Raw genomic sequence first — 26712 nt, 5'->3', positions numbered from 1 at the left:
TGTTATAAGGAAAATTACCGCCATCATAGCATTGCCAACGGCAAGGGGAAGTGGCAACGCGTGTAAATCCATCGCCCTGGCGGTTTTCTGAGCGCCCCGCTACGGTTAATCGCTCTTTCACCGGCGGATCTGGCGACCAGAGCCAGTAAACGTGATACTTTTGAATGAAAATATCAGAACAATGCTAATTTTTTGTTGTTTTCTCCTAATGGAAGCGGTAAAAGCGGCTAACATTTAAAAGGAGTGGCGGCATCTCAGCGTTGTCGGAGGAGAAAATTCATGATGATACGTGAACAGATCGAAGCAAAACTTAGAGCAGCGTTCGACCCGATGTATCTCGAAGTCGTGGATGAAAGTTATCGTCACAACGTCCCTGCGGGCTCTGAAAGTCATTTTAAAGTGGTGTTAGTGAGCGATCGCTTCACTGGCGAGCGTTTCCTTAATCGCCACCGTATGATCTACGGCACGCTAACCGAGGAGCTGTCGAATACGGTGCACGCCCTGGCGTTGCACACCTACACGATTAAAGAATGGGAAGCGCTACAGGATACGGTTTTCGCCTCGCCGCCGTGCCGCGGCGCGGGGAGCATCGCCTAGAAATCCCATTTGCAACCGCTGGCGCTTTTCCAGTATGTTGCTTGCAGATTTAGCAAAAACGGCCTACGGGCCGTTTTGTTTTGCCTGGAAAATGCGCAAAGTCAGCGCTTTTGCGGACAAAATTGAGCGGGAAATGTGAAAAATGCCGCAGCACCAGGCGACAACCGTTCTCGACTCACAAAAGTGATGCCGCTATAATGCCGCGTCTTATATATGAATGTCTTCGGGATGATTCTGACGACAGGGAATGTGTTTCTGATTTGAAGAGGGCATCCCGGTTCTGCGAAGCCACCTACACGCGCTTCCAGAGTTGACCGAGCACTGTGATTTTTTTGAGGTAACAAGATGCAAGTTTCAGTTGAAACCACTCAGGGCCTTGGGCGCCGTGTAACGATTACTATCGCCGCTGACAGCATCGAGAATGCTGTCAAAAGCGAGCTGGTCAACGTAGCGAAAAAAGTTCGCATTGACGGCTTCCGTAAAGGCAAAGTGCCGATGAATGTTGTTGCTCAGCGTTATGGCGCATCCGTTCGCCAGGACGTGCTGGGCGACCTGATGAGCCGTCATTTCGTTGACGCGATCATCAAAGAAAAAATCAATCCGGCCGGCGCGCCGAACTACGTTCCGGGCGAATACAAACTGGGCGAAGACTTCACCTACGCGGTAGAGTTCGAAGTGTACCCGGAAGTTGAACTGCAGGGTCTGGAAGCGATCGAAGTAGAAAAACCGGTTGTTGAAGTGACCGACGCTGACGTTGACACCATGCTGGAAACCCTGCGCAAGCAGCAGGCCACCTGGAAAGACAAAGAAGGCGCAGTTGACGCTGAAGATCGCGTAACCATCGACTTCACCGGTTCCGTAGACGGCGAAGAGTTCGAAGGCGGCAAAGCGTCTGACTTCGTACTGGCGATGGGGCAGGGTCGTATGATCCCGGGCTTCGAAGACGGTATCAAAGGCCACAAAGCGGGTGACGAGTTCACCATCGACGTGACCTTCCCGGAAGAGTACCACGCTGAAAACCTGAAAGGTAAAGCGGCTAAGTTCGTTATCAACCTGAAGAAAGTTGAAGAACGTGAACTGCCGGAGCTGACCGAAGAATTCATCAAACGTTTCGGCGTGGAAGATGGTTCCGTCGCTGGCCTGCGCGCTGAAGTGCGTAAAAACATGGAACGCGAGCTGAAAGGCGCCGTGCGTAACCGCGTGAAGTCTCAGGCTATCGAAGGTCTGGTTAAAGCTAACGAAATCGACGTTCCGGCGGCCCTGATCGACAGCGAAATCGACGTGCTGCGTCGCCAGGCTGCTCAGCGTTTCGGTGGCAACGAGAAACAGGCTCTGGAACTGCCGCGTGAGCTGTTCGAAGAGCAGGCTAAACGCCGCGTAGTGGTTGGCCTGCTGCTGGGCGAAGTGATTCGCACCAACGAGCTGAAAGCTGACGAAGAGCGCGTGAAAGGCCTGATCGAAGAGATGGCTTCTGCTTACGAAGATCCGTCAGAAGTGGTTGAGTTCTACAGCAAGAACAAAGAGCTGATGGACAACATGCGCAACGTGGCGCTGGAAGAGCAGGCTGTTGAAGCCGTGCTGGCGAAAGCCAAAGTGTCTGAAAAAGCCACTTCCTTCAACGAACTGATGAACCAGCAGGCGTAATTTCGCCGCGATGGTGTAAGGTTCGGGCAAAAACCCGTTGCCGAAAGGCGGCGGGTTTTTTTTTAGGATAATGCCAGCCTCAGGCACGGTGCTAAAACGCATTTACCATGATAGCGTTACAGCAAAAGCTTGTTATGCTTGAAATATGGCAACGCCATCCCCATTACCGGGGGAGGCAACTGCATCCGCAATTGCACGCGTGTTGAAGAGGCGGTGACGCGTTCAGCGGATAGAAACTGTGGCTGATAATCCGTCCGTAAGGTTACAATCAGTGCAGCAGGTATTTTAAAATTACTCCAGGAGACGGAAATGTCATACAGTGGCGAACGAGACAACTTTGCACCCCATATGGCCCTGGTGCCGATGGTCATTGAACAGACCTCACGCGGTGAACGTTCTTTTGATATCTACTCCCGTCTGCTTAAGGAACGCGTCATTTTTCTGACCGGCCAGGTCGAAGACCACATGGCAAACCTGATCGTGGCGCAGATGCTGTTTCTGGAAGCGGAAAACCCGGAAAAAGACATTTACCTGTACATTAACTCTCCGGGCGGGGTGATCACCGCCGGGATGTCGATCTATGACACCATGCAGTTCATCAAGCCGGACGTCAGCACCATCTGTATGGGACAGGCCGCGTCCATGGGCGCGTTCCTGTTGACCGCCGGGGCGAAGGGCAAGCGTTTCTGCCTGCCGAACTCCCGCGTAATGATCCACCAGCCGCTGGGCGGCTATCAGGGGCAGGCGACGGATATTGAGATCCACGCCCGTGAAATCCTGAAAGTGAAAGGACGCATGAATGAGCTGATGGCGCATCATACCGGCCAGTCTCTTGAGCAGATTGAGCGTGACACCGAGCGTGACCGCTTCCTCTCTGCTGCGGAAGCCGTGGAGTACGGACTGGTCGACTCTATTTTGACCCATCGTAATTGATGCCCGAGGCGCAAGGGTGCCGCTTTACGCTGCATCCTTCTCGCCACGTCTGCTAAGCGGTTGGCATTTTTCCGGAGGCTTGCCGGGCAGGCAGGCGGCCGGTAGCTTCGCTACCGCCTCGATGTAGCGCGAAGGATTTTGTGTATATACTAATGAAGGGCGGCACAACGCTATATGGCGGCTTGCGCCTGAGAATGGCATTTGCGTCGTCGTGTGCGGCACAAAGAACTTAAAAAGAGGTTTGGACTCATGACAGATAAACGCAAAGATGGATCGGGCAAATTGTTGTATTGCTCTTTTTGCGGCAAAAGCCAGCATGAAGTGCGTAAGCTGATCGCCGGGCCATCCGTGTATATCTGCGACGAATGCGTTGATTTATGTAACGACATCATTCGCGAAGAGATTAAAGAAGTTGCGCCGCACCGCGAGCGCAGCGCGCTGCCGACGCCGCACGAGATTCGCCACCACCTTGATGACTACGTCATCGGTCAGGAACAGGCGAAAAAAGTGTTGGCGGTCGCGGTATACAACCACTACAAACGTCTGCGCAATGGCGATACCAGCAATGGCGTAGAGCTGGGTAAAAGCAACATTCTGCTGATCGGGCCGACCGGCTCCGGTAAAACGCTGCTGGCGGAAACGCTGGCGCGCCTGCTGGATGTGCCGTTTACCATGGCGGACGCCACCACCCTGACCGAAGCCGGTTATGTGGGTGAGGACGTCGAAAATATCATTCAGAAACTGCTGCAGAAGTGCGACTACGACGTGCAGAAAGCGCAGCGCGGTATCGTCTATATCGACGAAATCGACAAAATTTCGCGTAAATCCGACAACCCGTCGATTACCCGCGACGTCTCCGGCGAAGGCGTGCAGCAGGCGCTGCTGAAGCTTATCGAAGGCACCGTCGCCGCCGTTCCGCCGCAGGGCGGGCGTAAACACCCGCAGCAGGAGTTCCTGCAGGTTGATACCTCCAAGATCCTGTTTATCTGCGGCGGCGCGTTTGCCGGTCTGGATAAAGTGATTTCCCACCGTGTGGAAACCGGCTCCGGCATTGGTTTTGGCGCGACGGTTAAAGCGAAGTCCGACAAAGCGAGCGAAGGCGAACTGCTGGCCCAGGTCGAGCCGGAAGATCTGATCAAGTTTGGTTTGATTCCGGAATTCATTGGCCGTCTGCCGGTAGTGGCAACCCTGAACGAGCTGAGCGAAGAAGCGCTGATCCAGATCCTGAAAGAGCCGAAAAACGCCCTGACCAAGCAGTATCAGGCGCTGTTTAGCCTGGAAGGCGCAGAGCTTGAATTCCGCGACGAAGCGCTGGATGCCATCGCCAAGAAAGCGATGGCGCGTAAAACCGGGGCCCGTGGCCTGCGTTCCATTGTGGAAGCGGCGCTGCTGGACACCATGTATGACCTGCCTTCGATGGAAGATGTCGAAAAAGTGGTCATTGATGAGTCGGTTATCGCCGGGCAGAGCAAACCGTTGCTGATCTACGGCAAACCGGAAGCTCAGCAGGCATCTGGCGAATAATTAGCCATTTCACTCAAGCAGTTAACAAAAAGGGGGGATTTTATCTCCCCTTTTATTTTTCCTGCATTCCCGCCGTTGAATGTGTGGAATACATCCCCATATACTGGATTACATATTAACGACGATGCAGTGGAGTGTGGCGTCGTCGGCTACCTGGCGGACTTTAAACTAAGAGAGAGCTCTATGAATCCTGAGCGTTCTGAACGCATTGAAATCCCCGTATTGCCGTTGCGCGATGTGGTGGTTTATCCGCACATGGTCATACCCCTGTTCGTAGGGCGGGAAAAATCTATCCGTTGCCTCGAAGCGGCCATGGACCATGATAAAAAAATCATGCTGGTTGCGCAGAAAGAAGCGTCGACGGATGAGCCGGGTGTAAACGATCTTTTCACCGTTGGAACCGTGGCGTCTATTTTGCAGATGCTGAAGCTGCCGGACGGCACCGTGAAGGTGCTGGTCGAAGGGCTACAGCGTGCACGCATTTCTGCGCTGTCTGATAATGGCGAGCATTTCTCGGCGAAAGCGGAGTATCTCGACTCGCCGGCGATTGACGAACGTGAGCAGGAAGTGCTGGTTCGTACCGCTATCAGCCAGTTTGAAGGCTATATCAAGCTGAATAAAAAGATCCCACCGGAAGTGCTGACGTCGCTGAACAGCATCGACGATCCGGCGCGCCTGGCGGATACCATCGCGGCGCATATGCCGCTGAAGCTGGCGGACAAGCAGTCCGTGCTGGAGATGTCCGACGTCAACGAACGTCTGGAATATCTGATGGCGATGATGGAATCGGAAATCGATCTGCTGCAGGTTGAGAAGCGCATTCGCAACCGCGTCAAAAAGCAGATGGAGAAATCCCAGCGCGAGTACTATCTGAACGAGCAAATGAAAGCGATTCAGAAAGAACTCGGCGAGATGGACGACGCCCCGGACGAAAACGAAGCGCTGAAGCGCAAGATCGACGCGGCGAAAATGCCGAAAGAGGCGAAAGAGAAAACCGAAGCGGAACTGCAGAAGCTGAAGATGATGTCGCCGATGTCTGCGGAAGCGACCGTCGTGCGTGGCTACATCGACTGGATGGTGCAGGTGCCGTGGAATGCGCGCAGTAAGGTCAAAAAAGACCTGCGTCAGGCCCAGGAGATCCTCGATACCGATCACTATGGTCTGGAGCGCGTGAAGGACCGCATCCTTGAGTATCTCGCGGTGCAGAGCCGGGTGAACAAAATCAAGGGGCCGATCCTCTGCCTGGTGGGACCGCCGGGGGTAGGTAAAACCTCGTTGGGTCAATCTATCGCCAAAGCGACCGGCCGGAAATACGTCCGCATGGCGCTGGGCGGCGTGCGCGATGAAGCGGAAATTCGCGGTCATCGTCGGACCTATATTGGCTCGATGCCGGGCAAACTGATCCAGAAAATGGCGAAAGTGGGGGTGAAAAACCCGCTGTTCCTGCTGGATGAGATCGACAAAATGTCTTCCGACATGCGCGGCGACCCGGCTTCCGCGTTGCTTGAGGTGCTGGATCCGGAACAGAACGTGGCCTTTAACGACCACTATCTGGAAGTGGATTACGATCTCAGCGACGTGATGTTCGTGGCGACGTCCAACTCCATGAACATTCCGGCGCCGCTGCTGGACCGTATGGAAGTAATTCGCCTCTCGGGTTACACCGAAGATGAAAAACTGAACATCGCCAAGCGTCACCTGCTGCCGAAGCAGATCGAACGCAACGCGCTGAAGAAAGGTGAACTGACCGTCGACGATAGCGCCATTATCGGCATTATTCGTTACTACACCCGTGAAGCGGGCGTTCGTAGCCTGGAGCGTGAAATCTCCAAGCTGTGCCGTAAGGCCGTTAAGCAGCTGTTGCTGGATAAGACGCTGAAACACATCGAAATTAACGGTGAGAATCTGCATGATTATCTCGGCGTGCAGCGCTTCGACTATGGCCGCGCCGATAGTGAGAACCGCGTCGGTCAGGTGACCGGTCTGGCGTGGACGGAAGTGGGCGGCGATCTGCTGACCATCGAAACCGCCTGCGTACCGGGTAAAGGCAAACTGACCTACACCGGCTCGCTGGGCGAGGTGATGCAGGAGTCGATTCAGGCTGCGCTGACCGTGGTACGTTCGCGGGCGGACAAGCTGGGCATTAACGCCGACTTCTACGAGAAGCGTGATATTCACGTCCACGTACCGGAAGGGGCGACGCCGAAGGATGGCCCGAGCGCGGGTATCGCCATGTGTACGGCGCTGGTCTCCTGCCTGACCGGCAACCCGGTTCGCGCCGATGTGGCGATGACCGGGGAGATTACGCTGCGTGGTCAGGTGCTGCCGATCGGCGGTCTGAAGGAAAAACTGCTGGCGGCGCATCGCGGCGGTATTAAGACTGTTCTGATTCCTGATGAGAACAAACGCGACCTTGAAGAAATTCCGGATAACGTTATCGCCGATTTGGATATCCATCCGGTGAAACGAATCGAGGAAGTTCTGACACTTGCGCTGCAGAACGAACCGTTCGGCATGCAGGTTGTGACCGCGAAATAGTGATTCTGCGCAAATTGCGCTAATAAAAATAGGGCTGGTAAGTCATTTCGGACTTGCCAGCCTTTTTTTGTGTAGCTAACTTAGATCGCTGGCAGGGGGGTCATCGACAACTGCTGTTGTAAGGGCATGACAGTCCTGATATAACTGCTGCGCGGTCGCACTATGAAGGACTCTGGTGCGATATAAATTATAAAGAGAGGAAGAGAACAGTGAATAAATCTCAACTGATTGACAAAATTGCTGCGGGTGCGGACATTTCTAAAGCTGCAGCTGGACGTGCGTTAGATGCTTTAATCGCTTCTGTTACTGAATCTCTGCAGGCTGGGGATGACGTTGCGCTGGTAGGTTTCGGTACCTTTGCTGTTAAAGAACGTGCCGCCCGTACTGGTCGCAACCCACAAACAGGTAAAGAAATTACTATCGCTGCCGCAAAAGTGCCGGGCTTCCGTGCTGGTAAAGCGCTGAAAGACGCGGTGAACTGATCGGCTTTCCCGTCAGGGAATGTGACGAAGTACAAGGGCGCATCGTGAGATGTGCCTTTTTTATTGCCTTTTCAGACCACTTTATGTGTGTTTATCGCCACTTGTGGGCTGACAATCACCCTGTTTTCTTGTCAAAATACGTCCTCACGCGCGGCGGCCATCACGTGCTATGCTGCGCGAGCTAAAGTCATCTACAGCGGAGCGTTGTTACACCATGATGGACAACCTACGCACGGCCGCCAACAGCGTCGTGCTCAAGATTATTTTCGGTATCATTATCGTCTCGTTCATTTTGACCGGGGTGAGTGGTTACCTGATTGGCGGTGGCAAAAACTATGCCGCAAAAGTGAATGGCCAGGAGATTGGCCGTGGGCAGTTTGAAAACGCCGTCGCCAGCGAACGTAACCGTATGCAGCAGCAGCTTGGCGACCAGTTCTCCGAGCTGGCGGCGAACGAAAACTACATGAAAACCATGCGCCAGCAGGTGCTGAACCGCCTGATCGATGAGTCGCTTCTGGATCAGTATGCCCGCGAGCTGGGCCTCAGCATCAGCGATGAGCAGGTGAAGCAGGCGATCTTCCAGACCCAGGCGTTCCAGACGAACGGTAAGTTCGACAACCAGCGTTTCAGCGGTATTGTCGCCCAGATGGGAATGACCACCGATCAGTACGCCCAGGCGCTGCGTAACCAGCTGACCACGCAGCAGCTGATTAACGCCATTGCGGGTACCGACTTCATGCTGCCGGGCGAGTCCGATCAGCTGGCGGCGCTGGTGTCTCAGCAGCGTGTCGTCCGCGAAGCGACCATCAACGTCAACGCTCTGGCGGCAAAACAGACCGCCAGCGATGAGGAAATCAACGCTTTCTGGCAGCAGAATCAGGCCCGTTTTATGGCGCCGGAGCAGTTCCGCGTGAGCTACATCAAGATGGATGCCGCCAGCATGCAGGAAAACGCCTCTGACGAAGAAATCCAGTCATGGTATGACCAGCATAAAGATCAGTTCACTCAGCCGCAGCGTAATCGCTACAGCGTGATTCAGACTAAAACTGAAGCCGACGCGAAAGCGGTGCTGGCCGAGCTGCAAAAAGGCGCTGATTTCGCCACGCTGGCAAAAGAAAAATCGACCGATATTATTTCTGCCCGCAACGGCGGCGATATGGGGTGGATGGAAGATGCCTCTACCGTGCCTGAGCTGAAAGAGGCCGGCCTGAAAGAGAAAGGCCAGCTCTCCGGGGTGATCAAATCCTCGGTTGGCTTCCTGGTGGCCCGTCTGGACGACGTCCAGCCGGCGCAGGTCAAACCGCTGGCTGACGTGCGCAATGACATTGCGGCGAAAGTGAAGCAGGAGAAAGCGCTGGATGCTTACTATGCGCTGCAGCAGAAGGTGAGCGATGCGGCCAGCAACGATAATGAATCGCTGGCGGGCGCGGCGCAGGTCGCCGGAGTGCAGGTGGTGGAAACCGGCTGGTTTGGCCGCGATAACCTGCCGGAAGAGCTGAACTTTAAACCGGTCGCTGACGCTATCTTCAACGGCGGTCTGGTCGGCGTGAACGGCGCGCCGGGCAGCAACTCTGACATCATTACCGTTGATGGCGATCGCGCTTTTGTTCTGCGTATCAGCGAGCACAAAGCCGAGGCGGTGAAACCGCTGGCCGAAGTTAAGGCGCAGGTCAGCGATATCGTTAAGCACAATAAAGCGGAACAGCAGGCGAAGCTGGATGCCGATAAGCTGCTGGCGGCGCTGAAAGACGGCAAAGGCGATGAGGCGATGAAGGCGGCTGGCCTGAGCTTTGGCGCGCCGCAGACGCTTTCCCGTACCGGCCAGGATCCGCTGAGCCAGCTGGCATTCACTCTGCCGCTGCCGCAGCAGGGCAAACCGGTCTATGGCGTTGGCAGCAACATGCAAGGCGATGTGGTGCTGGTGGCGCTGGATGAAGTGAAAGCAGGCAGCATGCCGGAAGAGCAGAAGAAGGCTATGGTTCAGGGGATTACCCAGAACAATGCCCAAATCGCTTTCGAAGCGCTGATGAGCAACCTGCGCAAGGCGGCGAAAATTAAGCTGGGCGACAGCATCGACCAGCAGCAGTAATTTCGCGTCGTTTCGCAAAAATACGCAACACCATGTAATCCTCAGGGGCCGCTTTCGCGGCCCTTTCCATTTCTGTGATTTGCCTTTTGTCGGCCATCCGCACTGACGCTATCGTAGCCTTGCTGTCTACACACAAGGAGATATCAGCATGAAATATGGAATAAAAGCACTGATGGCCGCGGGCGTTCTGGTTTTCGCGGTAGGCGCACAGGGCGCGCTGGCCGCCCCCGCCAGCGGCAAAGCGGTGGTAACCAAAGAGCATGTCCCGGGGTCCTCTTCGGCGAAAGCGAAAGCGGAACCCGGCGAGGCCGACAACGGGGCGACCAAAGTCAGCATTAACCACGCCAGCGCCGAGCAGCTGGCGCAGGCTCTGAATGGCGTGGGGTTGAAAAAAGCCCAGGCGATTGTCAGCTACCGTGAGGAGTATGGGCCATTCAAAACCCTTGATGACCTGAAGCAGGTCCCGGGGATGGGCAGTGCGCTGGTGGAGCGGAATTTAGCCCATCTGACGCTGTAAATTTTATGCCAGCGCTTGCACAGCGGTGATTTTTTGCCAGGATAAAGAGGTTGCATTAAGTGGTGTGACCTCTTACCTCATAAACAACAATAACAGAAAGGCATTGATGCTATGCAAACACAAATTAAAGTTCGCGGCTATCATCTGGACGTCTACCAGCATGTGAATAACGCACGCTACCTGGAGTTCCTTGAGGAGGCCCGCTGGGATGGTCTGGAAAATAGTCCGGCGTTTCAGTGGATGACCGAGAAAAACATCGCCTTCGTGGTGGTGAATATTAATATCAACTACCGCCGTCCGGCGGTCCTGGGCGATGTGCTGACGGTGAGCAGCAAACTGGAGCAACTCAACGGCAAAAGCGGCACGCTCAGCCAGGTGGTCACCCTCAACCCCAATGGCGAGGTGGTGGCCGATGCGCTGATCACCTTCGTCTGTATTGATTTGAAAACCCAGAAGGCGCTGCCGCTGGAAGGGGAACTGCGTGAGAAACTCGACCAGATGAACTTGCGCTGACAACCGTCGCGTGCGTGCCGGGCGGTGGCGCGCCTCGACCTCCGGAGAGTGATGAACCCCTTGCCCCGGTATGCGTAGCGCCACCGGGGAATTTGGACTGAAGCTTCGGGCAGATACCTCTTCGGAGGCTATGCCTGTGTCAAGCCGGTTTTTTGCTTCATCGCCGCCATTACCCCGACCTTATCGGCCAGATACTGGTTGAGCCCGTTAGCGCGCAGGTTGCAGGCGGCGCACTGGCCGCAGCCATCGCCCTTAATGCCGTTGTAGCAGGTGAGGGTTTCCCGGCGCACCAGATCCAGCTGACCCCAGTAGTCGGCCAGCGCCCAGGTCTCGGCTTTGTTCAGCCACATCAGCGGGGTTTCAAAGCGAATGTCTTTCGCCATCCCAAGGCTGACGGCGTGGTGCAGCGCTTTGACAAACTCATCGCGGCAGTCCGGGTAGCCGGAGAAATCGGTCTCGCACACGCCGGTGATGATAGCGTCGGCTTTTACCTGATAGGCGTAGATTGCCGTCAGGGTTAAAAACAGAATATTGCGCCCCGGGACAAAAGTATTGGGAATGCCCTCGGCATCAGGCTGATAGTCCGGTACCGGAATGTTATCGCGGGTCAGGCTGCTGACCGCCAGTTCATTGAGCAGGGTAACGTCCAGCACTTTATGCGCGACGGCGCCAAGTTTCAGGGCGAGTTCGCGCGCAACGTCGATTTCCGCGCGGTGGCGTTGGCCATAATCAAAAGTGACGCAATGCACTTCATCATACTGTTGCAGAGCCTGCACCAGACAGGTGGTTGAATCTTGTCCTCCGCTGAAGACAACTACGGCGCGTTTCATGGCAATTCCTGACTTAATGAGTAAAGGCGATATGGTAGCGCCAGACGCCCGCCACCACCAGCTCTCTCACGTCGACGCCGGCAGCCAGGCGCTGGCGAAGTCGAACCAGCCGCGGGCGTTGAGGCGCAAGCCATTGACACCCGGCGGGGCGCTGATCCGATAGTTGTATTTAAACAGCGGCGTCATGATGGCGTCTTCCATCAGTGTGTTAAATACGTTGCGCAGCGCATCGTTGCGGCTGCGGGCTTCCGGCTGCGCCTGTACCGCGTCTAATGTCGCCTGCAGATGGGCATATTGCGCCCCGGTCAGCAAATTGGGCCACAGCATATCGCAGCGCAGCCACTGCTCCAGGGCATACTCTGGCGCTTCGCCGATCAGGCGGTCGCCCATCATCAGGTCGGCCTGCCCCAGATGCTGGCAGCCCTCCCAGTTTTTGGCGTCATGAAACAGAAGCGTCAGCTCGCAGCCCAGCACAGCCAGCCGCTGTCTCAGCTGTTCGGCCATGGCGTGGAGTTCGACCGGCAGATGGTAGAGCAGCGTGAGCCTGGCCGGCAGCGGCACCGCGCTGTTTTCCGGCCCCTGCGGGATGGACCATCCCGGCAACACCTCATGGCTTGGCGTAATCAGATCCTCGTCGAGCGGCAGCGTTTCCAGCAACGATGAGCGGTGAATTATCGATACCAGCCGCTGGGCCTGCGCTTTGCTAAGCTGAGGGCTGTGACGCAGGGTCAGATAGCAGAAGCCAAGACTGATGCTGTTGCTGACCTGGCGCAGGTTATGGAGCTCTTCGCGATCGCCAATCGTGATCTGCACCGGGTGGCGGCAGCTGGTCCCGAGATCGCGATCGAAGAGCTGGGGGGTGATCCAGTACTCCACCGCCTGGATCAGCGGATGCCGCAGATGGTAGCGGGGATGGTTCTCCAGGCGGACGAGTTCCGGACTAAACCGCTTCAGGCGGAACGGTCCGCAGCCGATAGCCGGATCGTCAGGATGGGCCAGCACGCTGCAATAGCTGGCGAGGCGGAACGGCAGCCAGTAGTCAGGACGATGCAGCGTGATGGTGAGGCACTGGGCGTGAGTGACATCGATGTGGCTGATGCTGGCGAAGAGGGTCCGCAAGGCGGGCAGATCCAGCAGCAGCAGTAAGCGCTGCCGCAGCTGTGCGGTTTCCACCGCATCGCCGTTGTGCCAGCACAGCGTGGAGCGGATATAAAACTGCCAGCGCAGGCCGTCAGGGGAGACCTGCCAGTGGTGCGCCAGATCACCGATCGGCATAGTGTCGCCTTCGTCGAAGCGCGTCAGCCCGGCATAGATCTGCCCGGCCAGATGCTGCTCGGCGCGTCCGGGCAAAAAGCCGGGGCGTAGCGGCTCCAGCGGGCGATAGTATGGAATACGCAGCGTCGGGGTATTGTTTTGCCACTGACCGCCCAGAAAGGGGTGGAGCAGGGCTTTCAGCTCCACCGGGGCCAGCTGCGCCAGCTCCAGCGCGTTTTGCTGCTGACCTTTATGCAGCGCCAGCTCCATCATCTCATTGCGCAGACGTTCCGGCGTTTTATAAAAAGAGAGCAGTCCGCGCTTGCCGCGCCCGGAGCGGGCCTGCCAGCTTAACCATCCGGCCTCTTGCGCCTGACGCAGCAGGGTACGGACGTGGCGTTCGCTGCAAAAACAGCGTTCCGCCAGTTCGCCGACGGTGACCTGCTGCGGCGCCCCGGCTGAGGGTTGCCACAGCCGCTGGTACTGATTTAAACGGTGTAAGAGTCGCATAAGCGCTGTCGTCCACCGGGCCGTAATAAACCCGGAACAATTTATATTATCTATTCACTATTACTTCCGTATATCCCAGGTGATACTGCAACACAAGCGAAGCCCATCACACATTGGGGAAAACACCATGGCAAAACTGGCAGCATTTGATATGGACGGCACCTTGCTGATGCCGGACCATCGTCTCGGAGAAAAGACGCTCACCGCGCTGAAACGGCTGCGGGAACGCGATATCACCCTGACGTTCGCCACCGGCCGCCATGCGCTGGAGATGCACCATGTGATGGGTGAGTTTTCCCTGGACGCCTTTCTGATCACGGGCAACGGGACGCGCATCCACTCGCTGGAAGGGGAGGAGCTGTACCGTCAGGATCTCAATCCCGAGGTAGCGGAAGAAGTGCTGCATAGTCGATGGGATACCCGGGCCAGCATGCACGTGTTTAATGACGGCGGTTGGTTCACCGGCCAGGCAAGGCCTGAGCTGCTGAAGGCGCATGTCTTTAGCGGGTTTCGCTATCAACTGTGCGATCCGAAACGTATGTCGGCGCATCATGTCACCAAGATCTGCTTCTGCGGCGATCATGACGATCTGCGCCGCCTGCGGATCCAACTGAATGAGGCGCTGGGCCAGCGCGCGTTTCTCTGCTTCTCGGCGATGGACTGTCTGGAAGTGCTGCCGGTTGGCTGCAATAAAGGCGCGGCGCTGGCGAGGCTGAGCCAGCATCTGGGCCTCACCCTACAGGAGTGCATGGCCTTCGGCGATGCGATGAACGATCGCGAGATGCTTCGCAGCGTCGGGCGGGGGTTCATCATGGGCAACGCGATGCCGCAGCTGAAAGCCGAGCTGCCGCATCTCCCGGTTATCGGCGACTGCCGGCATCAGGCGGTCTCCCATTTTTTAACGCATTGGCTGGATAATCCTGATCTTCCTTATTCCCCCGAATAGAGAGACCCTTCCAGCAAGCCAGATAGCATTTTATCTGGCTTTTTTTATGTTCTGCCGACCAGCCGGGCGAGCTTCGCCTGCCAGGGGGCGATATCGCCGATGTTGGCCGCCACCCACTGTGGGTTGTAATAGCTTTCCAGATAACGCTCGCCGCTGTCGCACAGCAGGGTCACGAGAGAACCCGTGCGTCCTTCCTCGCGCATCCGCGCGGCCAGCTGCAGCACCCCCCACATATTGGTCCCGGTCGAGGCGCCGACTTTTCGTCCAAGCTGCGTTTCCAGCCACAAAGCAGTGGCCACGCTCGCCGCATCCGGCACGCGCAGCATCTCATCGACAACGTCGGGAATAAATGATGGCTCGACCCGCGGGCGGCCGATGCCTTCAATTTTGCTGCCGACCGGGCTGCGCAGGCTGGCGTCGCGAGTCTGCCAGTAATCGAGGAACACCGAATTTTGCGGGTCGACAACCATCAGCTGCGTCTCGTAGCCCTGGCTGCGAATATAGCGGCCAATGGTCGCTGAGGTGCCGCCGGTGCCGGCGCTCATCACGATCCACGATGGCTGCGGGTGCGGCTCATGGCTCATCTGGCGGAAAATACTGTCGGCGATATTGTTATTGCCGCGCCAGTCGGTGGCCCGCTCGGCGAAGGTAAACTGATCCATATAGTGACCGTTCAGCTCGCGCGCCAGCGTTTCGGAAGCCGCGTAGATTTCGCAGGCGTTCTGCACAAAATGGCAGCGTCCACCGTAGAACTCGATCTGTTCGATTTTGCGTCTGGCGGTGCAGGAGGGCATCACGGCGATAAACGGCAGCCCCAGCAGGCGGGCGAAATAGGCTTCAGAAACCGCGGTCGAACCCGAAGACGATTCGATAATCGTGGTGCCTTCTTTGATCCAGCCGTTGCACAGGCCATAGAGAAACAGCGACCGCGCCAGACGCTGTTTGAGGCTACCGGTCGGATGCGTACTTTCATCCTTCAGATAAATCGGGATCCCGAGAAAACCAGGCAGCGCCAGGCGAATCAGGTGTGTATCGGCGGAACGCTGATAGTCGGCGTTAATTTCACTAATGGCGTGTTTTACCCAGGCGCTATTCATCTCGGATTCCTGTTTGTCATTTTGTGCCCAGCTTAGCGGATTGTGCGGGAAAAATTGTTGCTATTTAGCCTTTCAATTACAATTGCGGGAGTAAATTATTCTCTCTGGTGGCCTTATGTTAGATAAAATTGACCGTAAGCTGCTGGCGCTGCTGCAGGAAGATTGCACCCTCTCTTTGCAGGCGCTGGCTGATGCCGTTAATCTGACCACGACCCCTTGCTGGAAACGCCTGAAACGACTCGAGGATGACGGTATTCTCCGCGGGCGCGTCGCCTTACTGGATGCGGAAAAGGTGGGGCTGGGGCTGACGGCGTTTGTCCTGATCAAGACCCAACATCACAGCAGCGACTGGTATTGCCATTTTGTGAGCGAAGTGACGCAGATGGCTGAAGTGCTCGGCTTCTGGCGGATGGCGGGGGAATATGACTATCTGCTGCGGGTGCAGGTGGCCGATATGAAGCGCTATGACGACTTTTATAAACGTTTGGTGAACAGCGTGCCGGGGCTGTCGGATGTCACTTCGAGTTTTGCCATGGAACAGATAAAATACACCACCGCCTTGCCTGTCGAATAACGGTATTGCGCCGTAACCCATAACAAAATCAGGATCTTACTGCTTGCGATTATTTGCACAACTCAGCTGGTATTTCCGCCGGGAGTGGCGCCGCTATCTTGGCGCCATTGCCCTGCTGGCCATTATTGCCGTCCTGCAGCTTGTTCCGCCGAAGGTGGTGGGCATTGTGGTCGACGGCGTGACGCAACAACATTACACCGCGGAGAAGGTGTGGATGTGGATCGGCGCGCTGGTGCTGATCGCGGTGATGGTTTACCTGCTGCGCTATGTCTGGCGCGTGCTGCTGTTCGGCGCCTCTTACCAGCTGGCGGTTGAACTGCGGGAAGACTTTTACCGGCAGCTGAGCCGCCAGCATCCGGCGTTCTATTTGCGCCATCGCACCGGGGATCTGATCGCCCGCGCCACCAACGACGTGGACCGGGTGGTGTTTGCCGCCGGTGAAGGGGTGTTAACCCTGGTGGATTCCCTGGTGATGGGCTGTGCGGTGTTGATTGTGATGTCGACGCAGATTAGCTGGCAGCTCACCCTGCTGGCGCTGCTGCCGATGCCGCTGATGGCCCTGGCGATCAAACGCAACGGCGATGCCCTTCACGAACGTTTTCGCGTTGCCCAGGCGGCCTTTTCCAGCCTCAACGATCGCACGCAGGAGAGTCTGACCAGCATCCGCATGATTAAGGCGTTCGGGCTGGAGGATCGCCAGTCGGCGCAGTTTGCCGCCGATGCGGCCGATACCGGAGCGAAAAATATGCGCGTGGCGCGCATTGACGCTCGCTTCGACCCTACTATCTATATCGCCATCGGGGCGGCGAATCTGCTGGCCATCGGCGGCGGCAGCTGGATGGTGATCCACGGTAGCCTGACGCTGGGTCAGCTCACCAGCTTTGTGATGTACCTTGGTCTGATGATCTGGCCGATGCTGGCGCTGGCGTGGATGTTTAACATCGTGGAGCGCGGTAGCGCGGCCTATGGCCGTATTCGCACCATGCTCGAAGAGGCGCCGGCGGTGGACGACGGGACCGAGACGGTACCGGCTGGCCGCGGCGTCCTGCAGGTCGCTATCCGCGATTTCATCTATCCGCAGGCGAGCAAGCCTTCGCTGGAACAGGTTAATTTTACCCTGCAGCCGGGGCAAATGCTGGGCATCTGCGGGCCGACGGGCGCTGGCAAAAGCACCATTCTGGCCCTGCTGCAGCGCCATTTTGACGTCACCAGCGGCGAGATCCGCTTTCACGATCTGCCGCTACCGCGTCTGCAGCTCGACAGCTGGCGCGAACGGCTGGCGGTGGTCAATCAGACGCCGTTTTTATTCTCCGATACCGTCGCCAATAATATCGCGCTGGGAAAACCGGACGCGACGCCGGAACAGATTGAGCGGGTGGCGCGGCTGGCCAGCGTGCATGACGACATTCTGCGTCTGCCCCAGGGGTACGATACCGAAGTAGGCGAGCGCGGCGTGATGCTCTCCGGCGGCCAGAAACAGCGCATCTCGATTGCCCGCGCCCTGCTGCTGGAGGCCGAAATTCTGATCCTTGATGATGCTTTATCCGCGGTGGATGGCCGCACCGAACACCAGATCCTGCATAACCTGCGCCAGTGGGGAGAGGGGCGGACGGTGATCATCAGCGCCCACCGCCTGTCGGCGCTGACTGAGACCAGCGAAATCCTGGTGCTGCAGCATGGGCATGTCGCCCAGCGCGGCCGCCATGAGGCGCTGGCGGTGCAGCCCGGCTGGTACCGCGACATGTATCGGTATCAGCAGCTGGAAGCCGCGCTCGACGAGGTTCCCCAGGAGCAAGAGGAGGCCCTGGATGCGTAGCTTTACCGAACTCTGGCCGACGCTTAAACGCCTGCTGGCCTATGGTTCACCGTGGCGTAAGCCGCTGGCCATCGCGGTGGCGATGATGTGGATCGCGGCGGCGGCGGAGGTGAGCGGCCCGCTGCTTATCAGCTATTTCATCGACAATATGGTGGCGAAACAGACTCTGCCGCTGAAGCTGGTGGCAGGCCTGGCGGCAGCCTATATCGGTCTGCAGCTGCTGGCGGCGCTACTGCATTATAACCAGTCGCTGCTGTTTAACCGCGCCGCGGTCGGCGTGGTCCAGCAGTTACGCAGCGATGTGATGGATGCCGCCCTGCATCAGCCGCTCAGCGAGTTTGATACTCAGCCGGTCGGGCAGCTGATCTCACGCGTGACCAACGATACCGAAGTCATTCGTGACCTGTATGTGACGGTAGTGGCGACGGTGCTCCGCAGCGCGGCGCTGATCGGCGCGATGCTGGTGGCGATGTTTAGCCTCGACTGGCGGATGGCGCTGGTGGCGATCGCGATTTTCCCGGCGGTGCTGATCGTGATGATCATTTATCAGCGCTATAGCACGCCGATCGTGCGCCGGGTGCGCGCCTGGCTTGCCGACATCAACGATGGTTTTAATGAAGTGATCAACGGCATGGGGGTCATCCAGCAGTTCCGCCAGCAGGCGCGCTTTGGCGAACGGATGCGCGAGGCCAGCTACGCCCACTACCTGGCGCGGATGCAGACGCTGCGCCTGGACGGTTTTCTGCTGCGTCCGCTGCTGAGCCTCTTTTCCTCGCTGGTGCTGTGCGGGCTGCTGATGCTGTTCGGCTTTAGCGCGGCGGGCACGATTGAGGTCGGGGTGCTGTACGCGTTTATCAGCTATCTCGGACGCCTCAACGAGCCGCTCATTGAGCTGACCACCCAGCAGTCGATGCTGCAGCAGGCGGTGGTCGCCGGCGAACGCGTTTTCGAACTGATGGACCGTCCGCGCCAGGCGTGGGGCGCCGATGACGCGCCGCTGAGCAGCGGTCGGGTGGAAATCGACCATCTCTCCTTTGCCTACCGCGGGGATCGTCTGGTCCTCCAGGATATCACGCTGGATATACCTTCCCGCAGTTTTGTGGCGCTGGTCGGGCATACCGGCAGTGGGAAGAGTACCCTCGCCAGTCTGATGATGGGCTATTACCCGTTAACCCACGGGGAGATCCGCATCGATGGCCGGCCGCTCTCTTCTCTCAGCCACAGCGCGTTGCGTCGGGGCATCGCGATGGTGCAACAGGATCCGGTGGTGCTGGCGGATACCTTCTACGCCAACGTCGCGCTGGGCCGGGACATCAGCGAAACACAGGTCTGGGAAGCGCTGGAGGCGGTGCAGCTGGCGGCGGTGGCGCGCAGCATGAGCGACGGCCTGTACACCCAGCTGGGCGAGCAGGGCAATAATCTCTCCGTCGGACAGAAGCAGCTGCTGGCGCTGGCGCGCGTGCTGGTGGAGACCCCGCAGGTTCTGATTCTGGATGAGGCGACGGCGAACATCGACTCCGGCACCGAGCAGGCGATCCAGCAGGCGCTGGCGAAGGTTCGCCAGCATACCACTCTGGTGGTCATTGCCCATCGTCTGTCGACCATCGTTGAGGCGGATACCATTCTGGTCCTGCATCGCGGTCAGGCCGTCGAGCGGGGCAACCATCAGCAACTGCTGGCGGCGAAAGGCCGCTACTGGCAGATGTATCAGCTACAGCTGGCTGGTGAAGAGCTGGCGGCCAGCGCCAGAGAAGAGTCGCTCAGCGCCTGATGCACCACCAGCAGGCAGCGAAGGCGGGTCGGCCTGTCGTGGTGCAAAAACGTTACATCAAATGCACCGCCGTGGTGCATTTTTGCCCGTTAAACGCCTTTACGCAGGCTAATGCCTGACCTCTCGCCTGTTTTTTGCCATCAAAGGGCCGCTCAGCGGCCTTTTTTCATTTCTGGCATAGCCCTTGCTTTATATCCATCGTGTTAGCTGCGGCCATTACCGAATACTGACTGGAGGGGACTTATGAAGCTGGTTACCGTGGTAATCAAACCATTCAAACTGGAAGACGTGCGTGAAGCCTTGTCTTCCATCGGCATTCAGGGCCTGACGGTCACTGAAGTCAAAGGATTTGGCCGTCAGAAAGGTCATGCGGAGCTCTACCGCGGCGCCGAGTATAGCGTCAACTTTCTGCCAAAAGTGAAGATTGATGTGGCGATCGCCGACGATCAGCTGGATGAAGTTATCGATGTCATCAGCAAAGCGGCTTACACCGGAAAAATTGGCGACGGCAAAATTTTTGTCGCTGAATTGCAGCGCGTCATTCGCATCCGTACCGGCGAAGCTGACGAAGCGGCACTGTAATTTCCAGACCACACAGTGATGGGGAACGAAACAATGAAAATGGCAACAATGAAATCGGGTCTGGGGGCGTTAGCCCTTCTTCCGGGGCTGGCGATGGCCGCGCCTGCGGTGGCGGACAAAGCCGATAATGCGTTTATGATGATTTGCACCGCGCTGGTTCTGTTTATGACTATCCCGGGGATTGCGCTGTTTTACGGCGGGCTGATCCGCGGTAAGAACGTTCTTTCCATGCTGACGCAGGTGATTGTCACCTTTGGCCTCGTCTGCGTACTGTGGGTCATTTATGGCTATACCCTGGCCTTCGGCACCGGCGGCAGCTTCTTCGGCAGCTTTGACTGGGTAATGCTGAAAAATATTGAACTGAAAGCGCTGATGGGCACCTTCTATCAGTATATCCACGTCGCCTTCCAGGGCTCGTTCGCCTGCATCACCGTCGGGCTGATCGTCGGCGCGCTGGCTGAACGTATCCGTTTCTCTGCGGTGCTGATTTTCGTGGTGGTGTGGATGACGCTCTCCTACGTGCCGATTGCGCATATGGTCTGGGGCGGCGGTCTGCTGGCGACCCATGGCGCGCTGGATTTCGCCGGCGGCACCGTTGTGCACATCAACGCCGCGGTCGCCGGGCTGGTGGGCGCCTATATGATGGGCAAACGCGTGGGCTTCGGCAAAGAAGCGTTCAAACCGCATAACCTGCCGATGGTGTTCACCGGCACCGCTATCCTCTATGTGGGCTGGTTCGGCTTCAACGCCGGCTCTGCCAGCGCAGCGAATGAAATCGCGGCCCTGGCGTTCGTTAACACCGTCGTGGCGACCGCCGCGGCTATCCTGGCGTGGACCTTTGGCGAATGGGCTCTGCGCGGCAAACCTTCACTGCTGGGCGCCTGCTCCGGGGCAATTGCCGGTCTGGTTGGCGTTACGCCGGCGTGTGGTTATATCGGTGTCGGCGGCGCGCTGATCGTCGGTATCGCCTCTGGCCTGGCGGGTATCTGGGGCGTGACTGCGCTGAAACGCTGGCTGCGTGTGGATGACCCTTGCGACGTCTTCGGCGTCCACGGCGTCTGCGGCATCGTCGGCTGTATCCTGACCGGTATCTTCGCGGCGACTTCTCTGGGCGGCGTCGGTTATGCGGAAGGCGTCACCATGGGCCATCAGCTGCTGGTGCAGCTGGAAAGTATCGGCATTACCGTGGTCTGGTCCGGCGTCGTCGCTTTCATCGGCTACAAAGTGGCGGATATGACCGTAGGGCTGCGCGTACCGGAAGAGCAGGAGCGCGAAGGGCTGGACGTCAACAGCCATGGCGAAAACGCCTACAACGCCTGACAGAAAACCCTTCTCCATGTAGCAAAAAGCCTCCCGTCAGGGAGGCTTTTTTATGCGTTGCGGTTGCGCATCACCCCTTCCTGGACCGTTGAGGCAACCAGCGTGCCATCCTGCGTGTAAAACTCGCCGCGAACGAAGCCGCGGGCGCTGGAGGCCGAGGTGCTTTCAACGCTGTACAGCAGCCACTCATTGATATTAAACGGCCGATGGAACCACATTGAGTGGTCGATGGTGGCGACCTGCATGCCGGGCTCAAGGAAACCAACGCCGTGCGGCTGCAGCGCCACCGGCAGGAAGTTAAAGTCCGAGGCATAGCCCAGCAGATACTGATGAATGCGCAGATCGTCGGGAACGGCGCCGTTGGCGCGCAGCCAGACCTGGCGCGCCGGCTCGGCGATATGGCCTTTCATCGGGTTATGAAATTCCACCGGGCGGATCTCCAGCGGCTTATCGCAGAGGAATTTGTCTTTCACCTGCGGCGGCAGGAGATGCGCCAGCTTGCGGGCGATGTCGGTTTCCGAAGGCAGTCCGTCAGGGGAGGGGGCGGCCGGCATCGCTTTCTGATGCTCATAGCCGTGCTCTGGCGCCTGGAAGGAGGCGGTCATATAGAAGATCGGCTTCCCGTTCTGGATAGCGGCGACCCGGCGGGCGCTAAAGCTGTTGCCGTCGCGCAGGACCTCCACATCGTAGACGATCGGTTTTTGACTGTCGCCGGGGCGCAGAAAGTAGCTGTGAAACGAATGCACCAGACGTTCAACGGGCACGGTCTCTTTTGCGGCATACAGCGCCTGGCCCACCACCTGGCCGCCAAAAACCTGGCGCAATCCCAGGTCTTCGCTCTGTCCACGGAACAACCCTTCCTCAATTTTTTCCAGATCTAATAATGCCAGCAGGTTAGAGAGTGCCTGACTCATACTTATCCTCAATTAACAATGGCGGCGCCGTGCGCGTAATGTGGCAAAGTATAACCTGGAATCGCAAGTGGTCCGATGGGTGTAATAATCTGAATAACAACCGGTCAACAGGAAGAAATCTGAGATCTGTGCCACACTTATTGACGACACGAAAGTTCCTGCCGGCGAAGCGGCGGAACATCCTCCTGGGTATAAAGGGATGATAAGGAGAACATCATGAAATTTGCCTATATGTTTAGTGCCTTAGCCGTCGCCGCGACGCTGACCGCCTGTGCTAATCACCACTCCGCCAGTTCTTCCGCTCAGGCAGCCGCACCCGACCCTTACGGTATTGCGACGCTGAGCGTGGCGCAGCAGCAGCCGAGCGTCACGGGGACGATTAATATCCGCCAGAGAATCGCATTACCGCCGGATGCGGTGCTGACGGTGACCCTGTCGGATGCTTCTCTGGCAGATGCGCCAGCCCGCGTATTGTCGCAAAAAGCGGTGCGTACCGAAGGCAAGCAGGCGCCATTTAACTTTGCCCTGCCTTACAACCCGGCAGATATTCAACCGAACGCCCGCATTCTGTTGAGCGCAGCGATTACGGTTAATGGCCAGCTGATGTTCATTACCGATACCGTGCAGACGGTGATCAATCAGGGGGGCACCCATGCCGACCTGACGCTGGTTCCGGTTCAGCAGACCGCCGTGCCTGTCGCACAGTAAGCTCGATGAGCCCCCGGATGGGGGCTTTTTTTTGTCTTCAGTAAACCCAGCGATAGTGCTGGAGATCGATATGGCCGCTGCCGGAGACCTGTACCCCTTCGGCCAGCAATGCCTGACGCTGCCGCTGCAGATCGGGGCCGGTGAGGGAGATATCGCCATGGCGATTGACCACCCGATGCCAGGGCAGAGTGGACCCTTCCGGCAGACGCTTCAGCACACCGCCCACCTGGCGCGCCGCGCGCGGAGAACCGGCCAGCCTGGCGACATCGCCATAGGTCGTGACATACCCTTCCGGTATTGACGCCACAATGTGCCAGACACGTTGGGGAAATGTATCGAGCGGATCCATATTTAGTCCTGTTACCCGAAAAACGCCAGCATAAGCGCTGATCTGCAGGCTGTACAGCCTGCAGATCAGGCGGGCTGTTCGACGGTGAACGTCAGGGCCAGGCCGAGGATCTGCATGCCATGGACATTGTCGGAAGGTGAACTGGCGATGAGGCTCTCCAGGAATTTTAACCGCTGCGAGGTGGCGTTGATGATCAGCTTCGCGCGCAGGCCCGGCATGGTCAGCGACGAGATGGGGTAGACCACCCGACCGCTGATGTAGACCGGTAGCTTGCGCAGTTCCACCTGACGCAGCACGCCGACGGTGGAATAGAGCAGCGCCAGCGGCGTGACCGCCCGCACCGGCGCCTGACTGATAGTCACGAAGTCGAGCATTTTTTCAGGGCGCAGATAATTCACCCCCTGAAAGGCGATGGTCATCCCTTCAATGGCGGGTAAAGGCAGAGTGATGGTCTGTGGTGATGAGTCAGTCATTCGATTACCGTAGAGACAATGCGCTGATGATAAAAGAGAACATAAGGTGGATAAGTATGGTGGATATCCCGGCTGTGTGCTGAGCGCACGCTCTCACTCTCACAGATTGAGCGTGAGTGACTGGTTTTATTCGCGTTATTGCGCAATAAACCAGCAGGCAGTCGGGGCGCGCTTGCAATTCACCAGGTCAGCAGGGATAATGCGCCAGCGCGTTGGGTAACAACGCTCTCAATGGGGGCTCTGTTGGTTCTCCCGCAACGCTACTCTGTTTACCAGGTCAGGTCCGGAAGGAAGCAGCCAGAGCAGACGACGTGTGTGCCGGGATGTAGCTGGCAGGGCCCCCACCCATTTCGCCCTCATGATATATCCCTTATATTTTCCCGGTCTTTATTCCTGCTATATTTAATACCTGATACAGATCACATATTATTTTTTGTTGCTAAAACAACCCGTTTTTATTCCATAATATTGACTTGTCATAAATCTGAAATGCTACTGCAATATTAATGTCATTTTCGTGTCATAAACAAAGCGCATCTTATAGCTGGGAATTTGTTGCCAGATCCATGCTATAAAATATATCTCTGGATCAGCATGTTAACTTCGTGTATTAATTATGATGATTTTATTGCACGGGAAGCGTAGCTATGACCACAGTGGTTTTGAATGTAAAAATTGACGCTGAGTTAAAAGAGAAGTTGCGTCATTATGCGGAAGTGAATAACGAGAACCTGGGTACGGCAACGGAAAAGCTGCTGCAGCTGGCTTTTCAGCTGGAGGCATCAGCAGGTGAGGCGGGGGTGACGGAAGAGGACATTGACAGCCAGCATACCGAAGAGGAAGCGACGCCATTAACCCCTAAAGAAATCAAAGCATTAAGAAAACTTCTGAAGAAGAAAAAATGAAACAACAATTCTCTACAGCCAGCAACTATAGCGAAGCCTGCGATATGTTGCGCTCAGGATACGTAAAACACGTTCGCCTGAACTGGAATATCGGTAGTGATGAGTTCTTTCGCATTGCCTCCGACTGGTGCGACACCGGCGCTAAAATTAAAAAAGATGAAGATGGCTTTATTATTTCCCTGAAAGGGTTTCCTATTCCGCGCCAGCATTAATGAAATTGCCTTATTTCCGTCACCGGGTTGCCATAACCAGATGGCAGGATACTCAGGCAATTTTATAAAAACATCTCATATACCTCATGGATGACGGACTTTTGACGGGCTGAAGCCAGCCCGTCGATATTTTCTTATATTATTTTCCGCAAACGCGTATTTTCCCGCTGTTCTGCAAGGCTATGCCACAATGGTTGTAGCGTGGAGAAGGCCTGGCGCAATGCTTCGTCCGGCAAGGTAAACGGCAGACGTAAATAGCGATCGAACGCGCCCTCCAGACCAAACCGCGTCCCGGTGCCGATATGGATCCCCTGGCTTTCCGCCCGCGCAGAGAACAGGGTGGCCAGCATGTCAGGGAGTTCCACCCAAAAAGAGAGTCCGCCTTCCGGTGGCGTAAAGCGCCAGCGGGGAAAATACTCTTTCATCAGTACTTCGCACATGTCCCGGCGCGCCTGCAGCATCTCCCGTCGCGGCGGCAGCAGCGTGGCGGCGTTTGCCAGCAGCCAGCTGCAGGCCAACTGCTCCAGCAGCGGCGTACCCAGGTCCAGAGAGTCGCGGGCCTGAATCAGCGAGGCGATCGTTCGCGCGCTGGCGCGGATCCAGCCGATGCGCAGTCCCCCCCAGAAACTTTTCCCGGCCGAACCGATAGTGATCACCGCGGCGTCGGGATTAAAGCAGGCCAGCGGCGGCGGGGGCGGGGCGTTATACCAGAGGTCGACCATGGTCTCATCGATCACCAGCGTTGTTCGCGTCCTGGCCGCGATGTCCGCGACCCGCTGGCGGGTAGGGGCATCCATACAGCGCCCGGTAGGGTTGTGAAAATCCGGCATCAGCCATGCCAGACGCGGCGCGGTCTGCGCAATGGTCGCCGCTAATCCATCGCAGTCCCATCCCTGCTGGGGGAGTGCGACCCCGACGGGCCGGCAGGAGGCGCCCTGAATGGCGCTGATGGCCATTGGATAGGTCGGGGCGTCAATGACCACCCGGTCACCGGGGCCGGTGAACAGACGCAGGATCAGCGCGAAGGCGCTGAGCGCGCCGTTGACCACCATCACTTCATCGGGCCGCGTCGGCAGGCCACGTTCGCTGTAGCGCCGGGCAATCGCTTCCCGCAGCACCGGGAGCCCCTGCTGATCGTAGCCGGTCTGGGTGAGATAGGGCGGCAGCAGGGTCATGGCGTGCTGGAAGGCCTGATGGACCTCCGGACCGGCGCTGAGGGCAGCGGTAGAGAGATTGATCGTCGAGGGGGTCGCAGAGTGCGGCGGCAGATCGGCAGGGCGTTCCGGCAGGACAATGCGCGACCCGCTCCCCTGGCGGCTATGGAGAAACCCCTCCTCCCGCAGCTGGCCGAGGGCGCTGGCGATGGTCGTCCGGCTGACGTTGAGGGCTGCCGCCAGCTCGCGCTCGCCGGGCAGGCGCGTCTGTAGCGTCAGACGGCCATCGAGGATCAGCAGGCGGAGCGCTTCCGCCAGCTGGCGCCATAGCGGTGTGCGGGAACTGGACTCCTGCCAGTTGCCAAGCAGGCGTACCAGGGACTGTGTTCCAAAGCGTCGGGCTGACATAGCGATCCACTTTTCCAAAACTGGCCATTAATTATCAGTCCATTTTTGCTGA

At 57.4% G+C, this 26712-nt stretch carries 25 protein-coding genes and 1 other RNA gene; 19 read left to right on the top strand and 7 right to left on the bottom strand.

The features are described from left to right. The first annotated feature begins 279 nt into the window (after nt 1–279). The 9 genes from bolA (at nt 280) to ABLV54_RS09295 (ending at nt 10837) form a co-directional block, all read left to right on the top strand. Complete coding sequence (bolA, locus tag ABLV54_RS09335) at nt 280–597, top strand: transcriptional regulator BolA (protein ID WP_002891649.1); 318 nt, start codon at nt 280–282, stop codon at nt 595–597. A gap of 345 nt (nt 598–942) precedes the next feature. After that, entirely contained in the window at nt 943–2241 is a 1299-nt protein-coding gene (gene tig, locus ABLV54_RS09330; RefSeq protein ID WP_023288613.1) for a trigger factor, read from the top strand. Between the two features lie 309 nt (nt 2242–2550). Next, nucleotides 2551–3174 carry an ATP-dependent Clp endopeptidase proteolytic subunit ClpP gene (clpP, locus tag ABLV54_RS09325; protein ID WP_002891804.1) on the top strand — a complete coding sequence of 208 codons (624 nt, stop codon included), beginning with the start codon at nt 2551–2553 and terminating at the stop codon, nt 3172–3174. 249 nt (nt 3175–3423) lie between these two features. Next, nucleotides 3424–4698 (top strand): ATP-dependent protease ATP-binding subunit ClpX, encoded by a 1275-nt coding sequence (clpX, locus tag ABLV54_RS09320; RefSeq protein ID WP_002891807.1) that lies wholly within the window; start codon nt 3424–3426, stop codon nt 4696–4698. Between the two features lie 183 nt (nt 4699–4881). Further along, complete coding sequence (gene lon, locus ABLV54_RS09315) at nt 4882–7236, top strand: endopeptidase La (protein WP_023288614.1); 2355 nt, start codon at nt 4882–4884, stop codon at nt 7234–7236. A 209-nt stretch (nt 7237–7445) separates the two neighbouring features. Continuing rightward, entirely contained in the window at nt 7446–7718 is a 273-nt protein-coding gene (hupB, locus tag ABLV54_RS09310; RefSeq protein ID WP_002444653.1) for a nucleoid-associated protein HU-beta, read from the top strand. Between the two features lie 214 nt (nt 7719–7932). Continuing rightward, the gene (gene ppiD, locus ABLV54_RS09305; RefSeq protein WP_032453854.1) at nt 7933–9807 is read left to right on the top strand and encodes a peptidylprolyl isomerase; all 1875 of its coding nucleotides are present in this window, start codon (nt 7933–7935) and stop codon (nt 9805–9807) included. A gap of 148 nt (nt 9808–9955) precedes the next feature. Further along, nucleotides 9956–10324 carry a helix-hairpin-helix domain-containing protein gene (locus ABLV54_RS09300; RefSeq protein WP_048334171.1) on the top strand — a complete coding sequence of 123 codons (369 nt, stop codon included), beginning with the start codon at nt 9956–9958 and terminating at the stop codon, nt 10322–10324. Nucleotides 10325–10435: 111 nt separating this feature from the next. Continuing rightward, complete coding sequence (locus ABLV54_RS09295; protein WP_023288617.1) at nt 10436–10837, top strand: YbgC/FadM family acyl-CoA thioesterase; 402 nt, start codon at nt 10436–10438, stop codon at nt 10835–10837. Nucleotides 10838–10965: 128 nt separating this feature from the next. Here the strand turns inward: ABLV54_RS09295 and queC are convergent, their stop codons facing one another. Both queC and ABLV54_RS09285 read right to left on the bottom strand, forming a co-directional pair. Further along, complete coding sequence (gene queC / locus ABLV54_RS09290) at nt 10966–11667, bottom strand: 7-cyano-7-deazaguanine synthase QueC (protein WP_050533086.1); 702 nt, start codon at nt 11665–11667, stop codon at nt 10966–10968. Between the two features lie 66 nt (nt 11668–11733). Continuing rightward, entirely contained in the window at nt 11734–13431 is a 1698-nt protein-coding gene (locus tag ABLV54_RS09285; protein WP_050533085.1) for an SgrR family transcriptional regulator, read from the bottom strand. Between the two features lie 127 nt (nt 13432–13558). Between ABLV54_RS09285 and cof the strand changes: the two genes are divergently transcribed. After that, complete coding sequence (gene cof / locus ABLV54_RS09280) at nt 13559–14377, top strand: HMP-PP phosphatase (RefSeq protein ID WP_044521268.1); 819 nt, start codon at nt 13559–13561, stop codon at nt 14375–14377. Between the two features lie 44 nt (nt 14378–14421). Here the strand turns inward: cof and ABLV54_RS09275 are convergent, their stop codons facing one another. After that, a complete protein-coding gene (locus ABLV54_RS09275) occupies nt 14422–15474 on the bottom strand; it encodes a PLP-dependent cysteine synthase family protein (RefSeq protein ID WP_348814009.1) in 1053 nt (350 codons plus the stop codon). A 115-nt stretch (nt 15475–15589) separates the two neighbouring features. Here ABLV54_RS09275 and ABLV54_RS09270 point away from each other — a divergent pair, with 115 nt between their 5' ends. From ABLV54_RS09270 to amtB, 5 genes are all read left to right on the top strand, one after another. Then, the gene (locus ABLV54_RS09270; RefSeq protein ID WP_048296864.1) at nt 15590–16048 is read left to right on the top strand and encodes an Lrp/AsnC family transcriptional regulator; all 459 of its coding nucleotides are present in this window, start codon (nt 15590–15592) and stop codon (nt 16046–16048) included. A gap of 43 nt (nt 16049–16091) precedes the next feature. Beyond that, the gene (locus ABLV54_RS09265) at nt 16092–17864 is read left to right on the top strand and encodes a SmdA family multidrug ABC transporter permease/ATP-binding protein (protein ID WP_050533083.1); all 1773 of its coding nucleotides are present in this window, start codon (nt 16092–16094) and stop codon (nt 17862–17864) included. Continuing rightward, a complete protein-coding gene (locus ABLV54_RS09260) occupies nt 17857–19635 on the top strand; it encodes a SmdB family multidrug efflux ABC transporter permease/ATP-binding protein (protein ID WP_023288623.1) in 1779 nt (592 codons plus the stop codon). Before ABLV54_RS09265 ends, ABLV54_RS09260 begins: the two co-directional genes overlap by 8 nt. A 243-nt stretch (nt 19636–19878) precedes the next feature. After that, nucleotides 19879–20217, top strand: coding sequence for a P-II family nitrogen regulator (gene glnK, locus ABLV54_RS09255; RefSeq protein WP_002891893.1), 339 nt, complete (start codon nt 19879–19881; stop codon nt 20215–20217). Nucleotides 20218–20250: 33 nt separating this feature from the next. Next, complete coding sequence (gene amtB, locus ABLV54_RS09250) at nt 20251–21537, top strand: ammonium transporter AmtB (RefSeq protein WP_004204781.1); 1287 nt, start codon at nt 20251–20253, stop codon at nt 21535–21537. Between the two features lie 50 nt (nt 21538–21587). Here amtB and tesB read toward each other — a convergent pair whose 3' ends face one another. Continuing rightward, nucleotides 21588–22451 (bottom strand): acyl-CoA thioesterase II, encoded by an 864-nt coding sequence (tesB, locus tag ABLV54_RS09245; protein ID WP_023288624.1) that lies wholly within the window; start codon nt 22449–22451, stop codon nt 21588–21590. Between the two features lie 216 nt (nt 22452–22667). On the opposite strand from tesB, the gene ABLV54_RS09240 reads away from it, so the two are divergent. After that, complete coding sequence (locus ABLV54_RS09240) at nt 22668–23159, top strand: YbaY family lipoprotein (protein ID WP_050533082.1); 492 nt, start codon at nt 22668–22670, stop codon at nt 23157–23159. Between the two features lie 37 nt (nt 23160–23196). On the opposite strand, the gene ABLV54_RS09235 is transcribed toward ABLV54_RS09240, so the two are convergent. Together ABLV54_RS09235 and ABLV54_RS09230 are read right to left on the bottom strand one after the other, a co-directional pair. Beyond that, nucleotides 23197–23508, bottom strand: coding sequence for an MGMT family protein (locus tag ABLV54_RS09235; protein ID WP_023288626.1), 312 nt, complete (start codon nt 23506–23508; stop codon nt 23197–23199). A 65-nt stretch (nt 23509–23573) separates the two neighbouring features. Further along, on the bottom strand, nt 23574–23981 hold the full coding sequence (locus ABLV54_RS09230) for a hypothetical protein (RefSeq protein WP_017898905.1): 408 nt from the start codon (nt 23979–23981) through the stop codon (nt 23574–23576). A 241-nt stretch (nt 23982–24222) separates the two neighbouring features. On the opposite strand from ABLV54_RS09230, the gene ffs reads away from it, so the two are divergent. From ffs to ABLV54_RS09215, 3 genes are all read left to right on the top strand, one after another. Next, nucleotides 24223–24319: signal recognition particle sRNA small type (ffs, locus tag ABLV54_RS09225), an RNA gene on the top strand. 309 nt (nt 24320–24628) lie between these two features. Further along, nucleotides 24629–24886 carry a hypothetical protein gene (locus ABLV54_RS09220; protein ID WP_023288627.1) on the top strand — a complete coding sequence of 86 codons (258 nt, stop codon included), beginning with the start codon at nt 24629–24631 and terminating at the stop codon, nt 24884–24886. Next, nucleotides 24883–25098, top strand: a complete 216-nt coding sequence (locus tag ABLV54_RS09215; RefSeq protein ID WP_004142688.1) for a hypothetical protein — start codon at nt 24883–24885, stop codon at nt 25096–25098. The genes ABLV54_RS09220 and ABLV54_RS09215 overlap by 4 nt, the downstream gene beginning before the upstream one ends. A gap of 134 nt (nt 25099–25232) precedes the next feature. Here ABLV54_RS09215 and ABLV54_RS09210 read toward each other — a convergent pair whose 3' ends face one another. Continuing rightward, nucleotides 25233–26660, bottom strand: coding sequence for a PLP-dependent aminotransferase family protein (locus tag ABLV54_RS09210; protein WP_044521273.1), 1428 nt, complete (start codon nt 26658–26660; stop codon nt 25233–25235). Nucleotides 26661–26712 lie beyond the last annotated feature (52 nt).

This window comes from Klebsiella sp. JB_Kp042 (genome assembly GCF_040065275.1).
Taxonomy (GTDB): domain Bacteria; phylum Pseudomonadota; class Gammaproteobacteria; order Enterobacterales; family Enterobacteriaceae; genus Klebsiella; species Klebsiella quasipneumoniae.
The sequence above is the reverse complement of the archived record's forward strand: the minus strand, read 5'-3'. Positions and strand labels throughout refer to the sequence as shown.

Excerpts from the sequence above, each read along its gene's own strand:
- bolA (WP_002891649.1), top strand. The coding sequence starts at position 280 with ATGATGATACGTGAACAGATCGAAGCAAAACTTAGAGCAGCGTTCGAC.
- tig (WP_023288613.1), top strand. The coding sequence starts at position 943 with ATGCAAGTTTCAGTTGAAACCACTCAGGGCCTTGGGCGCCGTGTAACG.
- clpP (WP_002891804.1), top strand. The coding sequence starts at position 2,551 with ATGTCATACAGTGGCGAACGAGACAACTTTGCACCCCATATGGCCCTG.
- clpX (WP_002891807.1), top strand. The coding sequence starts at position 3,424 with ATGACAGATAAACGCAAAGATGGATCGGGCAAATTGTTGTATTGCTCT.
- lon (WP_023288614.1), top strand. The coding sequence starts at position 4,882 with ATGAATCCTGAGCGTTCTGAACGCATTGAAATCCCCGTATTGCCGTTG.
- ppiD (WP_032453854.1), top strand. The coding sequence starts at position 7,933 with ATGATGGACAACCTACGCACGGCCGCCAACAGCGTCGTGCTCAAGATT.
- ABLV54_RS09300 (WP_048334171.1), top strand. The coding sequence starts at position 9,956 with ATGAAATATGGAATAAAAGCACTGATGGCCGCGGGCGTTCTGGTTTTC.
- ABLV54_RS09295 (WP_023288617.1), top strand. The coding sequence starts at position 10,436 with ATGCAAACACAAATTAAAGTTCGCGGCTATCATCTGGACGTCTACCAG.
- queC (WP_050533086.1), bottom strand. The coding sequence starts at position 11,667 with ATGAAACGCGCCGTAGTTGTCTTCAGCGGAGGACAAGATTCAACCACC.
- ABLV54_RS09285 (WP_050533085.1), bottom strand. The coding sequence starts at position 13,431 with ATGCGACTCTTACACCGTTTAAATCAGTACCAGCGGCTGTGGCAACCC.
- cof (WP_044521268.1), top strand. The coding sequence starts at position 13,559 with ATGGCAAAACTGGCAGCATTTGATATGGACGGCACCTTGCTGATGCCG.
- ABLV54_RS09275 (WP_348814009.1), bottom strand. The coding sequence starts at position 15,474 with ATGAATAGCGCCTGGGTAAAACACGCCATTAGTGAAATTAACGCCGAC.
- ABLV54_RS09270 (WP_048296864.1), top strand. The coding sequence starts at position 15,590 with ATGTTAGATAAAATTGACCGTAAGCTGCTGGCGCTGCTGCAGGAAGAT.
- ABLV54_RS09260 (WP_023288623.1), top strand. The coding sequence starts at position 17,857 with ATGCGTAGCTTTACCGAACTCTGGCCGACGCTTAAACGCCTGCTGGCC.
- glnK (WP_002891893.1), top strand. The coding sequence starts at position 19,879 with ATGAAGCTGGTTACCGTGGTAATCAAACCATTCAAACTGGAAGACGTG.
- amtB (WP_004204781.1), top strand. The coding sequence starts at position 20,251 with ATGAAAATGGCAACAATGAAATCGGGTCTGGGGGCGTTAGCCCTTCTT.
- tesB (WP_023288624.1), bottom strand. The coding sequence starts at position 22,451 with ATGAGTCAGGCACTCTCTAACCTGCTGGCATTATTAGATCTGGAAAAA.
- ABLV54_RS09240 (WP_050533082.1), top strand. The coding sequence starts at position 22,668 with ATGAAATTTGCCTATATGTTTAGTGCCTTAGCCGTCGCCGCGACGCTG.
- ABLV54_RS09235 (WP_023288626.1), bottom strand. The coding sequence starts at position 23,508 with ATGGATCCGCTCGATACATTTCCCCAACGTGTCTGGCACATTGTGGCG.
- ABLV54_RS09230 (WP_017898905.1), bottom strand. The coding sequence starts at position 23,981 with ATGACTGACTCATCACCACAGACCATCACTCTGCCTTTACCCGCCATT.
- ABLV54_RS09220 (WP_023288627.1), top strand. The coding sequence starts at position 24,629 with ATGACCACAGTGGTTTTGAATGTAAAAATTGACGCTGAGTTAAAAGAG.
- ABLV54_RS09215 (WP_004142688.1), top strand. The coding sequence starts at position 24,883 with ATGAAACAACAATTCTCTACAGCCAGCAACTATAGCGAAGCCTGCGAT.
- ABLV54_RS09210 (WP_044521273.1), bottom strand. The coding sequence starts at position 26,660 with ATGTCAGCCCGACGCTTTGGAACACAGTCCCTGGTACGCCTGCTTGGC.